The organism is Streptomyces sp. NPDC088197 (assembly GCF_044741185.1).
GTDB lineage: Bacteria > Actinomycetota > Actinomycetes > Streptomycetales > Streptomycetaceae > Actinacidiphila.
Genome location: NZ_JBIUSD010000001.1, coordinates 687,986 through 701,366 on the forward strand (window position 1 = coordinate 687,986; position 13,381 = coordinate 701,366).

Annotated in this window: 13 protein-coding genes; 8 read left to right on the forward strand and 5 right to left on the reverse strand. The window is 71.2% G+C overall.

All coding sequences use genetic code 11. The features are described 5' to 3' along the window. Positions 1 to 140 precede the first annotated feature (140 nt). Complete coding sequence (locus tag ACIOC1_RS03070; RefSeq protein ID WP_391043469.1) at positions 141 to 713, forward strand: proteasome activator; 573 nt, start codon at positions 141 to 143, stop codon at positions 711 to 713. A gap of 81 nt (positions 714 to 794) precedes the next feature. On the opposite strand, the gene ACIOC1_RS03075 is transcribed toward ACIOC1_RS03070, so the two are convergent. Further along, positions 795 to 2,549, reverse strand: a complete 1,755-nt coding sequence (locus tag ACIOC1_RS03075) for a protein kinase domain-containing protein (RefSeq protein WP_391041914.1) — start codon at positions 2,547 to 2,549, stop codon at positions 795 to 797. Between the two features lie 336 nt (positions 2,550 to 2,885). On the opposite strand from ACIOC1_RS03075, the gene ACIOC1_RS03080 reads away from it, so the two are divergent. Continuing rightward, positions 2,886 to 4,400 carry a protein kinase domain-containing protein gene (locus tag ACIOC1_RS03080; RefSeq protein ID WP_355336732.1) on the forward strand — a complete coding sequence of 505 codons (1,515 nt, stop codon included), beginning with the start codon at positions 2,886 to 2,888 and terminating at the stop codon, positions 4,398 to 4,400. A gap of 266 nt (positions 4,401 to 4,666) precedes the next feature. Here the strand turns inward: ACIOC1_RS03080 and ACIOC1_RS03085 are convergent, their stop codons facing one another. Next, entirely contained in the window at positions 4,667 to 5,701 is a 1,035-nt protein-coding gene (locus ACIOC1_RS03085; protein ID WP_401305543.1) for a phosphotransferase, read from the reverse strand. A gap of 65 nt (positions 5,702 to 5,766) precedes the next feature. Beyond that, the gene (locus ACIOC1_RS03090) at positions 5,767 to 6,426 is read right to left on the reverse strand and encodes a response regulator transcription factor (RefSeq protein ID WP_355336779.1); all 660 of its coding nucleotides are present in this window, start codon (positions 6,424 to 6,426) and stop codon (positions 5,767 to 5,769) included. 381 nt (positions 6,427 to 6,807) lie between these two features. Here ACIOC1_RS03090 and pdhA point away from each other — a divergent pair, with 381 nt between their 5' ends. The 4 genes from pdhA (at position 6,808) to ACIOC1_RS03110 (ending at position 10,748) form a co-directional block, all read left to right on the forward strand. Further along, the gene (pdhA, locus tag ACIOC1_RS03095; RefSeq protein WP_355336734.1) at positions 6,808 to 8,016 is read left to right on the forward strand and encodes a pyruvate dehydrogenase (acetyl-transferring) E1 component subunit alpha; all 1,209 of its coding nucleotides are present in this window, start codon (positions 6,808 to 6,810) and stop codon (positions 8,014 to 8,016) included. 1 nt (position 8,017) lies between these two features. Continuing rightward, positions 8,018 to 8,992, forward strand: coding sequence for an alpha-ketoacid dehydrogenase subunit beta (locus ACIOC1_RS03100; protein ID WP_355336735.1), 975 nt, complete (start codon positions 8,018 to 8,020; stop codon positions 8,990 to 8,992). Positions 8,993 to 9,002: 10 nt separating this feature from the next. Beyond that, positions 9,003 to 10,454: a dihydrolipoamide acetyltransferase family protein gene (locus tag ACIOC1_RS03105; protein WP_401851421.1), complete on the forward strand. Its 1,452-nt coding sequence runs from the start codon at positions 9,003 to 9,005 to the stop codon at positions 10,452 to 10,454. Between the two features lie 99 nt (positions 10,455 to 10,553). Next, positions 10,554 to 10,748 (forward strand): hypothetical protein, encoded by a 195-nt coding sequence (locus ACIOC1_RS03110; protein WP_355336737.1) that lies wholly within the window; start codon positions 10,554 to 10,556, stop codon positions 10,746 to 10,748. On the opposite strand, the gene ACIOC1_RS03115 is transcribed toward ACIOC1_RS03110, so the two are convergent. Both ACIOC1_RS03115 and ACIOC1_RS03120 read right to left on the reverse strand, forming a co-directional pair. Beyond that, positions 10,729 to 11,433 (reverse strand): 2-phosphosulfolactate phosphatase, encoded by a 705-nt coding sequence (locus tag ACIOC1_RS03115; protein WP_401851424.1) that lies wholly within the window; start codon positions 11,431 to 11,433, stop codon positions 10,729 to 10,731. The genes ACIOC1_RS03110 and ACIOC1_RS03115 overlap by 20 nt on opposite strands. A 17-nt stretch (positions 11,434 to 11,450) precedes the next feature. Continuing rightward, the gene (locus ACIOC1_RS03120; RefSeq protein ID WP_401851427.1) at positions 11,451 to 11,873 is read right to left on the reverse strand and encodes an ATP-binding protein; all 423 of its coding nucleotides are present in this window, start codon (positions 11,871 to 11,873) and stop codon (positions 11,451 to 11,453) included. A gap of 261 nt (positions 11,874 to 12,134) precedes the next feature. Between ACIOC1_RS03120 and ACIOC1_RS03125 the strand changes: the two genes are divergently transcribed. Both ACIOC1_RS03125 and ACIOC1_RS03130 read left to right on the forward strand, forming a co-directional pair. Further along, positions 12,135 to 13,016 (forward strand): helix-turn-helix transcriptional regulator, encoded by an 882-nt coding sequence (locus tag ACIOC1_RS03125; RefSeq protein WP_355336740.1) that lies wholly within the window; start codon positions 12,135 to 12,137, stop codon positions 13,014 to 13,016. Further along, on the forward strand, positions 13,016 to 13,204 hold the full coding sequence (locus ACIOC1_RS03130) for a DUF397 domain-containing protein (RefSeq protein WP_401717727.1): 189 nt from the start codon (positions 13,016 to 13,018) through the stop codon (positions 13,202 to 13,204). Before ACIOC1_RS03125 ends, ACIOC1_RS03130 begins: the two co-directional genes overlap by 1 nt. Positions 13,205 to 13,381: the final 177 nt, after the last annotated feature.

A 13,381-nucleotide genomic window follows, 5' to 3' on the forward strand; every position in this document is an offset into this window, starting at 1 on the left:
CCGCGGGGGGGCCCTTAACCGGGGGGGGGGGGGGGGGGGGGGGGGGGGGGGGGGGGGGCCGGGTGGGGGGGGGGGGCCCGGCCCCCCCCCCGCCGCGCGTCCTAAGGGACAATGGCGGTATGGAGATGCCGATGAACGCGATGAACGAACGCTCGCCGGAAAGCTCGCAGAATCCGCAGAATCCGCAGCACTCACCGAATCAGCAGGTCCTGATCGTCGGTTCCGACGGAATGGCCCTGGGAGGCGCGCCGACCGGTGACGGCGGCGAGCACGGCGAGATCCCGGTGACGGAGATGGTCGAGCAGCCCGCGAAGGTCATGCGCATCGGCAGCATGATCAAGCAGTTGCTGGAGGAAGTGCGCCAGGCGCCGCTCGACGAGGCCAGCCGCGTACGCCTGAAGGAGATCCACGCCAGCTCGGTGAAGGAGCTGGAGGCCGGGCTCGCGCCCGAGCTGGTGGAGGAGCTGGACCGGCTCTCGCTGCCCTTCACCAACGACAGCGTGCCCAGCGAGGCGGAGCTGCGGATCGCCCAGGCCCAGCTCGTCGGCTGGCTCGAAGGGCTCTTCCACGGCATCCAGACCGCGCTGTTCGCCCAGCAGATGGCGGCCCGCGCCCAGCTCGAACAGATGCGGCGCGCCCTGCCGCCCGGCGCCGGCGGCCACGAGGAGGACGACGGCGGCAACCAGGGCGCCCGCTCGGGCCCGTATCTCTAGTCCGTATCTCTCGTCCGGATCTCTCGTCCGGCCTTTAATCCGCATCCGAGCCGGTGAGGTGTCGCACCGGCGGGGGCCCGGTCAGTTCGAGCTCTTGCCGGTGGACACCCAGATGGTGACCTTGCCGCCCTTCTTCGGGTTGTAGTCCTCCAGATACTTCGGGGTCTGGCTGGTCACCGCGCCCTTGCCCCACTGCTGCTCGTCGGTCTGCTTGATCGTGTACTGCCAGCCCGCCGCCTTGATGCAGGCGACGACCGAGTCCACGTAGATCGACGTGAAGTCCGGCATCGTCATGACGTCCGGGTCGTTCGAGATCAGGTCGTTGTGCGCCTTGGTGCACTTGTCGGGGTCGATCGTGCGGCTCTGGTCGCCGTTCACGACGTCGCCCGCGCCGGTGCCCGTGGTCGGGTCGTCGGACGCCTGGGTCGAGGACGAGGTCGTCGGGCCGCCCGACTGGTCGTCGGCGCTGGGGCTGCCCTTGCCGCCGCCGCTGTTGGCCAGGACGATCGCGACGATCACCGCGATGGCCACGACCACGACGGCCGCGCCCGCGATCAGCGGTGTGTTGGACTTCCCGCCGCCACCGGTGCCGCCGCCGACCCCGCCGTGACCGCCGGGGCCGCCTATGCCGCCGCCCGGGTGACCGCCCGCGCGCTGCTGCGGCATCTGCTGCTGGTGCTGCTGGTGCTGCATCTGGGGCGCCATGGTGTACGCCGGGGTCGGCGGCGGCGTCTGGGACTGCTGCGGGTAGCCGTACGCCGAGGGCAGCGACGGGGCCGGCGCGGGCTGCCCGTAACCGCCCTGCTGCGGATTGCCCGGCGCGTACGGCGTCCGCATCTGCGGCGGCGGGGTCTGGAGCGGGCCCTGCGCGTACGGGAAGACCGACGCCGCCACGTCCTGGCCGCGGTTGCCGGTGGGCGGCGCGGAGCCGGACATCAGCGGCATCGTGTCGCGCCGCGTGGCCGCCAGGACCCGGTCCGCCTCGTCGTGCATCGCGTCCGCGGTCGGGAAGCGCTCCGCGGGGTTCTTGCGCAGCGCGCGCGCCACCAGCGCGTCCACGGCCGGGCCCAGCGCGCGGTTGAACGTCGACGGCGCGGGCGGGATCTCCTGTACGTGCTGGTACGCCATCGCCAGCGGCGAGTCCGCGTCGAAGGGCAGCCGCGCGGTCAGCAGCTCGAAGAGCATGCAGCCGACCGAGTACAGGTCGGAGCGCTCGTCCACACCGCGCCCCAGCGCCTGCTCCGGCGACAGGTACTGCGGGGTGCCGACCACCATGCCGGTCTGCGTCATCGAGGTGACACCGGACTGCATGGCGCGCGCGATGCCGAAGTCCATGACCTTGACCACACCGCGCTTGGTGATCATCACATTGCCGGGCTTGATGTCCCGGTGGACCAGGCCCATCTCGTGGCTGACCGCGAGCGCCGCCAGCACGTCCCCGGTGATCTTCAGCGCCTTGTCGGCGGGCATCGCGCCGTGCTGCGCCACATCGGCGGCCAGCACGTCGCCGAGCGGGCTGCCCTCGACGTACTCCATGACGATGTACGGCACGAGCTGGCCGTCGATGGTGTCCTCGCCGGAGTCGAAGACGGAGACGATGTTGGTGTGGTTCAGCTTCGCGACGGACTGCGCCTCGCGGCGGAAGCGCTCGCGGAAGGACTGCTCGTTGCCCAGGTTGGTGTGGAGGGTCTTGACGGCCACCGGCCGGTCGAGCACGGTGTCGTGCGCCAGGTGCACAGACGCCATGCCGCCCTCGCCCAGCAGGTCGCGCAGCACGTACCGCCCGCCGCCGACCGAGCGCCCCGTGTACTCGCCCTGCGTGGCGTCCCCGCTCATCTGTACCGCTACCCCCTGGAAAGTCCACCGGGGAGAGGGTCGCGCCGGTACCTGTGCGGTTGCCTGTGGCGATATTCGTCCCCGAGCTTGCCCGCCAAGTCTGGCCCATCGCACGGACACGTCAAGTTCGTTGACCATCTCGTCACCTGACGCACATCGGGCACGCACATGCTGTGTATCCCCGCGGGACCGCCGTATTGAGGTGCTGTGACGCGGACGTGTGCCCGGCGGGGCACGCGAAAGCGGTACGGTGGCCGCTCCGGGGCATCCGTACGATACGGGCGTCCGCGCGCGCCCGCCCGGACGATGACCGCGTACGAACGACGGCGAGGACTGATGGTCGACCCCAAAGAGACGGCCCCGGGCCCCGGAGCGTCGGAGACATCCGGCCAGTGGGGCGTGGGCACCGTCGTCGGCGAGGGCCGCTACCGGCTGACCGGGCGGCTCGGCCGCGGCGGCATGGCCGAGGTCTTCGCGGCGGAGGACGTACGCCTGGGCCGGATCGTGGCGGTGAAGCTGCTGCGCACCGACCTCGCCGAGGACCCGGTCTCCAAGGCCCGCTTCACCCGCGAGGCCCAGGCCGTCGCGGGTCTGAACCACCACGCGGTGGTCGCGGTCTACGACTCCGGCGAGGACCGTACGCCCACCGGCACCGTCCCCTACATCGTGATGGAGCTGGTCGAGGGCCACACCATCAGGGACCTGCTCTCCAGCGCCGAGCCGCCGCCCGTCGACCAGGCGCTGCTCATCGTCTCCGGCGTCCTCGAAGCGCTGGCCTACAGCCACCAGCACGGCATCGTGCACCGCGACATCAAGCCCGCCAACGTGATCATCACCACGAACGGCGCGGTCAAGGTCATGGACTTCGGCATCGCGCGGGCGCTGCACGGCGCCCAGAGCACGATGACGCAGACCGGCATGGTCATGGGCACCCCGCAGTACCTCTCGCCCGAGCAGGCGCTCGGCAAGGCCGTCGACCACCGCAGCGACCTGTACGCGACCGGCTGTCTCCTCTACGAGCTGCTGGCGCTGCGTCCGCCCTTCACCGGCGAGACGCCGCTTTCGGTGGTCTACCAGCACGTCCAGGACGAGCCGCAGGTCCCGTCGCAGATCAGCGACCGGGTGCCGCCCGAGCTGGACGGGCTCGTGCTGCGCGCGCTCGCCAAGCAGCCGGACGACCGCTTCCAGAGCGCCGAGGAGATGCGCGGCGTCGTCCAGTACGCGCACCAGGCGCTCGTCCAGCAGGGCGGCTGGACCGGCGGCATGTGGAACACCGGCGTCATCACCCCCCTCGCGGGCCCCCGGACCGGCGGCATGTCGCCGACCGTCGTGGCACAGGGGCGGCCCGGCAACAGCACCACCGCCGAATTCGGCGCCCCGCTGCTCGCCGGCATCTCCGGCACCGGTGACGACGACGGCGGTCAGGGCTACGGCGAGCGGCCGCCGGGCGGCGGCGGCAACCGCTGGCTCAAGCCGGTGCTCTTCGCCATCGCCGCGGTGCTGGCCATCGCGCTGGGCGTCTACTTCGCCACGCGCGGTACCGGCGGGGACGGCGGCGCCCCCGCCAACTCCCCGTCGCCGTCGGTGACCCAGGACACGGGCACCCCGTCCGACCCGCCGTCCACGGAGCCGACGGAAACCGGGTCCGACCAGACCGACCCGACCACGACTCCGGCGACGACCCCGCCGACGACTCCGTCCACGACCCCGCCGACGACTCCGACCACCAAGCCCCCCACGACCCCGCCGACGACTCCGCCGACCACGCCCCCCACCACCCCCCCGACCACGCCCCCCACCACCCCGCCGACGACCCCGCCGACGTCGGACGCGGCCACCCCGGAGAACTGACCCTCACGGTCAGCGCCCCTCCGGGCGCACGGCGGGTCGGAGCCCCGTAGGGGCGCGGGGAACTGCGCGCTCAGCCAGCGCGATGGTGCGCCGTGAAAAACCGGCCCCAGTGGGGCAGATGCTGTTGTTTTCGGTCTGACAGCCCGGTGGGGGCTGGTGGCGCAGTTCCCCGCGCCCCTAAAAACTCGGGGTACCGCCCTGCGCAGGGGCACCGCTGAAGACTCCGCGCACCGCCCCGCGTAAGGGCACCCCTGTCGGGGGGGCCGTTAGGACGTGAAGGCGTCGATGACGGCGCCGTATTCGGCCGTCCACCAGACGGCCAGGGCGGAGGCGGGCGGGAAAAGCGGATCACTGCGGGGGTCACGCCGCTGATAACGCCACTGGAGCATCCAGAAGTCGTTGAGGCGTTCCCACCAGACGCGGTGGACGGCGGCGGCCAGCTCGGCGACGGGAACCCCCGCCGCGGAGCGGTAGGCACGGGCGTAGGAGCGGATCTTCCGCAGGTCGAGACGCCCGTCCAGCGGGTGGACGAAGAAGATGGCGGCGGCGCGTACGGCCTCCTCGGCACGCGGCTGCACACCGAGCCGGTCCCAGTCGACGATGGCGGCGGGCTCCTCACCGCGGTAGAGCAGGTTGAGCGGGTGGAAGTCGCCGTGCACCCAGCCGCTGACCGTCCCGTCGGCGTCCGGCGGCCGGCGGTGGGCGTGGCGGCGCAGCAGGGCGCGGCGCTCCAGCAGCCGGTGCTCGGCGAGTTCGTCGAAGGCGTCGCGCGGCCGGTGCCGGCGTACCAGCGCGAGCAGTTCGTCGATCTGCGCGTACGTACGGTCCGGGTCGGCGCTCGGGTGGTGGCGTTGGTCCTCCGGCGGGGGCGGCTGCACGCGGGCGAGCCCGGCGTGCACCATGCCGAGCAGCGTGCCGAGCCGCCGCGACTGCGTGGCGGTCAGTTCGGTGCCCTCTCGGTGCCTGCCCTCGATCCAGGGGAAGAGCGCGTATCCGTGGCCGCCGAGCCGCGCGACCGTACGCCCGCGGGAGTCCGGCAGGGGCGCGGCGACGGGCAGTCCGAGGCCGACCAGACCCCGCGTCGCGCGGTGCTGCCGGGCGATCACGCCGGGGTCCGCGGTGTCCCGGGCGACGTACTGCTTGAGGAAGAACCGGCCGCGGGTGGTGGTCACCTCGTAGCCTTTGTTGAGCAGTCCCCGGGGAACGGGTACGCAGGTCAGCGGGGTACCCGCGTCCTCGTAGCGGCGCAGCAGAGCGGTCAGCGAAGCCCGCGCCGGCGGCACCTTCGCCGTGCCCGTCACGTGCAGAAGCGTAGATCACCGCGACACCCCGCCCGCGCGGACTGGCGCCGACCCCCTGGGACGTGCTAAGGCATATGCCTCCGGTCACCCTCGGCCTGCATGCGGGCCACGTATGCGGCGGCCTGGGTGCGCCGCTCCATGCCGAGCTTGGCGAGCATCGAGGACACGTAGTTCTTCACCGTCTTCTCCGCCAGGTGCAGGCGCTCGCCGATCTGGCGGTTGGTGAGGCCCTCGCCGATCAGGTCGAGGATGCGGCGCTCCTGGGCGGTCAGGTCGGCCGTACGGTCGTCGCCCTCGGAGCGTGCGCCGCCGTGCCGGAGCCGGTCCAGGACCTTGGCGGTCGCGACCGGGTCCAGCAGCGACTTTCCCGCGGCCACGTCGCGGATGGCGTCGATCAGGTCGTTGCCGCGGATCACCTTGAGCACGTATCCGGCGGCGCCCGCCATGATCGCGTCGAAGAGCGCCTCGTCGTCCGCGAAGGACGTCAGCATCAGGCACTTGATCGACGGGTCGTGCGAGCGGACCTCGCGGCACACCTCGACGCCGCTGCCGTCGGGCAGCCGTACGTCGAGCACTGCGACGTCCGGGCGGGTGGCCGGAATGCGCGCCACCGCCTCCGCGGCGTTCCCGGCCTCGCCGACGATCTCGATTCCCGGCTCGGCCGAGAGGAGTTCGTGCACCCCGCGCCTGACCACCTCGTGGTCGTCGAGCAGGAACACGCGGATTGTGGGGCTATTTCCTTCTACAGGCACCTGCCCAGCGTCGCACCGCCGGGAGCTCCCCGCCTCTTACGGACAACAGCCCGCGTCTCTTACGGACGACAGCGCCGCCTCTTACGCACTTTCCGTATCCGGGATACGGTGCGGTTGTCCCGGTGGCCTGCGGTAACGCGTATTTACTAGGAACTCCAAGCAAAACCGCAGGTCGGACGGCTTCGCGCGATGGCGTGGGTTATAGGTAACGTCTCTGTTGCAGGCCACGTGGCCGGGGCACTGTCACGCCTGGCTCGGCCATGCCGCACACACCCCGTGCGCCGCGTCGTACCAGGTGAGCCGCACACTGGCTGCCCGGCGGATCCCGGGGGCCGGACAGACGGAGGAGCGAACGTGAGCGTGAAGAGCACTGCCGCTGGGGCCACCCCCGCCAGGAGCGGGGGGCGAAGCACCGCCACTCCCGCCAAGGGCAGGGGACGGACCACCCGCGCAGCAGGCGCCAAGCGCCGTGGCACCGAGCCCGAACTCGTACAGTTGCTGACGCCCGAGGGCGAGCGCGTCGAGCACGGCGAATACTCCATCGACCTGACGCCGGAAGAGCTGCGTGGCCTGTACCGCGACATGGTGCTGACCCGCCGTTTCGACGCCGAGGCGATCACCCTGCAACGCCAGGGCGAGCTGGGCCTGTGGGCCTCGCTGCTCGGCCAGGAGGCCGCGCAGATCGGTTCGGGGCGGGCCACCCGCCCGGACGACTACGTCTTCCCGACCTACCGCGAGCACGGTGTGGCCTGGACCCGTGACGTGGACCCGCTCAATCTGCTCGGCATGTTCCGTGGTGTGAACCACGGCGGCTGGGACCCCAACGAGAACAACTTCCACCTCTACACGATCGTCATCGGCTCGCAGACGCTGCACGCCACCGGCTACGCCATGGGCGTGGCCAAGGACGGCGCGGATTCGGCCGTCATCGCGTACTTCGGCGACGGCGCCTCCAGCCAGGGCGACGTGGCGGAGGCGTTCACCTTCGCCGCCGTCTACAACGCGCCGGTCGTCTTCTTCTGCCAGAACAACCAGTGGGCGATCTCCGAGCCGACCGAGAAGCAGTCCCGCGTGCCGATCTACCAGCGCGCCGCCGGTTACGGCTTCCCCGGCGTCCGCGTGGACGGCAACGACGTCCTCGCGGTGCTCGCCGTCACCCGTGCGGCCCTGGAGCACGCGCGCAGCGGCCAGGGCCCGATGCTGGTCGAGGCGTTCACGTACCGGATGGGCGCCCACACCACGACCGACGACCCGACCCGCTACCGCGCCGACGAGGAGCGCGAGCAGTGGGAGTCGAAGGACCCGATCCTGCGGCTGAAGACCTATCTGGACAAGCAGGGCCTGGCCGACGAGGCGTACTACGCGTCGATCGAGCAGGAGAGCGACGTACTGGCCAAGCGGGTGCGCGACGGCGTACGCACGATGGAGAACCCGGACACCATGGCGATCTTCGAGAACGTCTACGCCGACGGGCACGCGCTCGTCGACGAGGAGCGCGCGCAGTTCGCCGCGTACCTGGCCTCGTTCGAGTCCGAGGGCGCCGCTTCCGGAGAGGGACGCTGACATGACCCAGATGTCCATCGCCAAGGCCCTCAACGAGTCGCTGCGCACGGCGCTCGACAACGACCCGAAGGTCCTCGTCATGGGTGAGGACGTCGGCAAGCTCGGCGGCGTCTTCCGGATCACCGACGGTCTCCAGAAGGACTTCGGGGAGGGGCGCGTCATCGACACCCCGCTCGCCGAGTCCGGCATCGTCGGCACCGCGATCGGCCTCGCGCTGCGCGGCTACCGCCCGGTGGTCGAGATCCAGTTCGACGGCTTCGTCTTCCCGGCCTACGACCAGATCGTCACGCAGCTCGCGAAGATGCACGCCCGTGCGCTCGGCAAGATCAAGCTGCCGGTCGTCATCCGTATCCCGTACGCGGGCGGCATCGGCGCGGTCGAGCACCACAGCGAGTCGCCCGAGGTGCTGTTCGCGCACGTCCCCGGCCTGAAGGTGATCACGCCTTCGAACGCCTCCGACGCGTACTGGATGCTCCAGCAGGCCATCGAGTGCGACGACCCGGTGATCTTCTTCGAGCCGAAGCGGCGCTACTGGGACAAGGGCGAGGTCGACACCTCGGCCGTGCCCGGCTCCCCGCACAAGGCGGTCGTGGCCCAGGAGGGCACCGACCTCACGCTCGCCGCGTACGGTCCGATGGTGAAGGTCTGCCTGGAGGCTGCCGCGGCCGCCTCGAACGAGGGCCGTAGCCTGGAGGTCGTGGACCTGCGCTCGCTCTCGCCCCTCGACTTCGACACTCTCCAGACGTCCGTGGAGAAGACCCGCCGCCTGGTCGTCGTGCACGAGGCCCCGGTCTTCTACGGCACGGGCGCGGAGATCGCGGCCCGGATCACCGAGCGCTGCTTCTACCACCTCGAGGCCCCGGTCCTGCGGGTGGGCGGTTTCCACGCCCCGTACCCGCCGGCCCGCCTGGAGGAGGAGTACCTGCCCGGCCTGGACCGCGTACTCGACGCCGTCGACCGCGCGCTGGCGTTCTGAGGAGAGGGTTGTGACGACCATGACCGCACCTGCACAGCGCTTCCGCGAATTCCGGATGCCGGATGTCGGCGAGGGCCTGACCGAGGCGGAGATCCTCAAGTGGTACGTGGCCGTCGGTGACACCGTCACCGACGGGCAGGTCATCTGCGAGGTGGAGACGGCGAAGGCCGCCGTCGAGCTGCCCATTCCGTACGACGGGGTGGTGAGCGAGATCCGCTTCGGCGAGGGCACGACGGTGGATGTCGGTACGCCGATCATCGTGGTGGACGCCGGGGGGGACGGGGCCGCCGGTTCCGTCGATTCCGCAGGGTCCGCCGGGGTCGCGGCTTCCGAGCCGCCCGCCGTGGAGACTCCCGCCCCGGAGGCCCCGCCCGCCGAGCCCAAGCGGCAGGCGGTGCTCGTCGGATACGGCGTCGCGCCGTCGGCCACGACGCGCCGTCCGCGCAAGCAGGCGGCCCCTGACGTACCAGTCCCTGACGTACCGACCGCTGACGTACCGGCCGCTGCCGTACCGGCCCCCTCCGTACCGGCTCAGGCCGCCGAGCTGAACGGTCACGACCGTGCGGCGGCGGTGGACCGGCCGCTGGCCAAGCCGCCGGTACGGAAGCTGGCCAAGGAGCTGGGCATCGACCTGGCGACCGTGGTGCCGACCGGGCCGAACGGCGTGGTGACCCGCGAGGACATCCGCGCGGCGGCGGCCCCGCCTGCCGCGCTGCCGCCGGTGACGGCCGCGCCCGAGCCGTTCGCGGCGACCGCCGGCGCCCGGGAGACGCGTATCCCGATCAAGGGCGTCCGCAAGGCCACCGCCCAGGCGATGGTCACCAGCGCCTTCACCGCGCCGCACGTCACGGAATTCGTGACGTTCGACATCACGCGGACGATGAAGCTGGTCCAGGAGCTGAAGGAGGACCGCGCCTTCACGGGCGTACGGGTCGGCCCGCTGCTGCTGGTCGCGAAGGCCCTGCTGGTCGCCCTCAAGCGGCACCCCGAGGCGAACGCCGCGTGGGACGAGGCCGCGCAGGAGATCGTCCACAAGTCGTACGTCAACCTGGGGATCGCCGCCGCCACCCCGCGCGGTCTGATCGTCCCCAACATCAAGGACGCGCACGACAAGACGCTCCCCGAACTGGCCGCCGCACTCGGCGAACTGGTCGCCACCGCCCGTGACGGCAAGACCTCGCCGGCCGCGATGCAGGGCGGCACGGTGACCATCACCAACGTCGGTGTCTTCGGCGTGGACACCGGCACGCCCATCCTCAACCCGGGCGAGTCGGCGATTCTCGCCTTCGGCGCGATCAAGCTCCAGCCCTGGGTCCACAAGGGCAAGGTGAAGCCGCGTCAGGTCACCACGCTCGCCCTCTCCTTCGACCACCGCCTGGTCGACGGCGAACTCGGCTCCCGCGTGCTGGCCGACGTGGCCGCCATCCTCGAACAGCCCAAGCGGCTGCTCACCTGGGGCTGACGCCGTCACCCGCACGGAGGGCCCGGACGTACAAACGTCCGGGCCCTCCGTCGTGCGTGCGTCCCACCCATTCGTCCCCTTTTATGCTGCCATCACCCCATGGCCGTCTCCGTCTCCGTCGTCCTGCTGCTCCTCGTCCTCGCCGCCATGATGATGCGCAACAAGTCCCTCAAGCCCAGCCACGCCGTCATCTGCGTCCTCCTCGGCTTCTGCCTCTCCTCCACCAGCCTCGCCCCCACCATCCAGTCCACGATGAACTCCACCGCCTCCCTGGTCAGCACGATCCGTCCCTGACGAACGCCGCTGACGCCCGCAGGACCATGAGCGGCCCCTCCACGGCCGCCACCATGGCGAAGGGGAACCGGTCGAGTTCGAGGCAGAGCGCGATGTCGTCGGGGTGCACTCCTTCGCGCACCCCCTCCGCCAGCTCGGCGGCGGCGCGCGACGTGGCGGCGCGGCGCAGGAACTCGGCGGCGTCCGTTCCGGCCCCGGCGGCCCGCCCGGCGATGTACTGAGCGCACGCCAGGTCCTCGTCGGCCTGACCGTCCTCGCCGGTGACCACGAAGGTGACGCCGTCGCCCGCGTGCGCCCGCAGGTGGTCGGCCGTCGCCTCCGCCACCACGAACGCGGCGCACAGCACCAGCGGCGCGTCCTTCACCGCGAGCGCGCCGACCGTCCCCGCCGTGGTCTTCTGTACGACGGTCCGTCCCTCCAGGGCGAGCGACCGCATCAGGCCCGGTGAGTTGACGGTGTCGAACCCCGGCGCGGGCGCACCGTCCTTGACCGTCACCCAGTCCGGATGCCGGGCCTTGAGCGCCAGCGCCTCGTCCAACGACCCGGCCAGCACCACCTTCTCCGCCCCGCGCCCGAGCGCCCAAGCCGCCACGGTGAACGCCCGCATGACGTCCACGACCACCGCCACGGCCGGCGCCCGGCCCCGCTCGCCGAGTTCAGCGATCCCGAGAAATGAAGTCTCCATACCGCCCATGCTCCCCCTCACCCTCGCCGTCGCCCCAGGGGCGTCAGATCCAACTCGGCCCAGACCGTTTTGCCCACGTCCAGGGGGACGACGGCCCAGCGGGCGGCGACGGCCGCGACGATCAGTAAGCCCCGGCCGGACTCGTCGTCGTCGCTCACGGCCTCGGGCACCTGGGGTCGCCGCTCCCCGCGCGCGTCGGTGACGCCCACCCGCAGCACGTCGTCGGCCAGCCGCACCTCGACCCGGAACAGCCGCCCGGCCACCCGCCCGTACCGGACCGCGTTGGTCGCCAGCTCGCTCACCAACAGCCCGGCGTCCCCGGCCACTTCGGGGTGCCCCCACTTCTCCACCAGCTCGGCGGTCCGCACCCGCGCCCTGCTCACACTCCGCGCCGTCGGTGCGTACAGGCATGTGTCATACGTCGTCTCCGCGTCGCCCATCCCGGCGACCTCCCAGCCTCGCGCGTCAGCCCGCGCACGGTCCCTGGCGGTGGCGTCGCCCCTACGCCCTCCGCCCCACCCGGGCATGACGCAGCGGTGCACTTCCGCCGTGCGGCGCCGCTGTGCGAGCGGGTCGTCACCGACGGTAGAGGGTTCCCTTTCTTGGGTGCAACCTTCTTGGGGAAACATGTCTCCGTAACTGGCTTGCCGCTGCGGAAGATCGGTTGCAGACTGAGTCCGCTTCCAGGGAGGTGGCGACCCGTGGCAACCAGCCGGGCAGATGTGGGCAATCGCGTATCGACCGTGCTCGCCCGCAAGTTGGGCGGCGAACTGCTCCGCCTGCGCGAGGACGCCGGACTGACCCAGCCGCGCGCGGCGGAAGTGCTCAGCGCGTCGGTGGCCAAGGTGACGAAGATGGAACGGGGCTGGGTCCCGTTCCGCGACCCCGACGTCATCGCCCTGTGCAAGCTCTACGGCGTTCAGGACGAGTCCGCCGTGGAGGGACTGCTGCAAATCGCCCGGCTGGACCGGGAACGGCGCAAGGCAAAGGGCTGGTGGAAGCCTGACGCGGGCAATCTCAGCGAATACATCGCGATGGAGGATGTCGCCGTACGTATCCGGACGTGGCAACTGTCGGTGGTCCCAGGCCTGTTTCAGACCGCCGACTACGTACGCGCGCTCGCTGTCAGCGGCGGCGTATGGGAGAACCCGGACGACATCGAGCGGTTGGTCGCCGTCAGGATGAAGCGCCAGGCCCGTCTGCAAGGGGAGAACCCGCTACGCGTGCACGCCGTCATCTGGGAGGCGGCTCTGCGACAACTCGTGGGCGGTGCCGAGGTTATGCGCGAGCAGTTGTCGCACCTCCATGACCTGGCCAAGCTCCCGAACGTGCACATCCAGGTGCTCCCGTTCCGAGCGGGCGCGCATCCCAGCATCGGCGGTCCGTTCAATATCCTTTCGTTCCTCGACAGCGCGGCGATGGAGGTGGTGCACATGGATACGCTTGCTTCCACGCAGTGGGTGGAGGACGCGGCCCATAGCACCGTCTACCAGTCGTTCTTCGAGAGCACGGCCCGGCTAAGTCTGTCGCCGTACGCGTCCTCGAAGCTGATCGATGACATGGGCAAGGGGTTGCACGACTGATGCAGTTCGAATTCGTGAAGTCGAGCTACAGCACTTCGGGTGGTGAGTGCGTTGAGGTCGCCGTCAACGTGCCCGGCACCGTACGTGTCCGCGACTCGAAGAACCCCGAGGGCCCGGCCCTCGCCTTCACCCCCGTCGAGTGGACGCACTTCCAACGGGCGCTCGCCGCAGGCGACTTCGTCAACTGACCGGCAGCCGCCGGTTACGGCGCCCGCACCACGGAACCACCTCGGCGTGCCCGCCCCACGGTGTCAGCGGTCGGCGTACAAACCGGCACCCGTACGGCACCGGCCCCGTCAAGGCCGCCCGTCACCGCGACCCACCCCGGGCCCGGGCCCGCCCGACAGCCTCGACCCGCCCCCCTC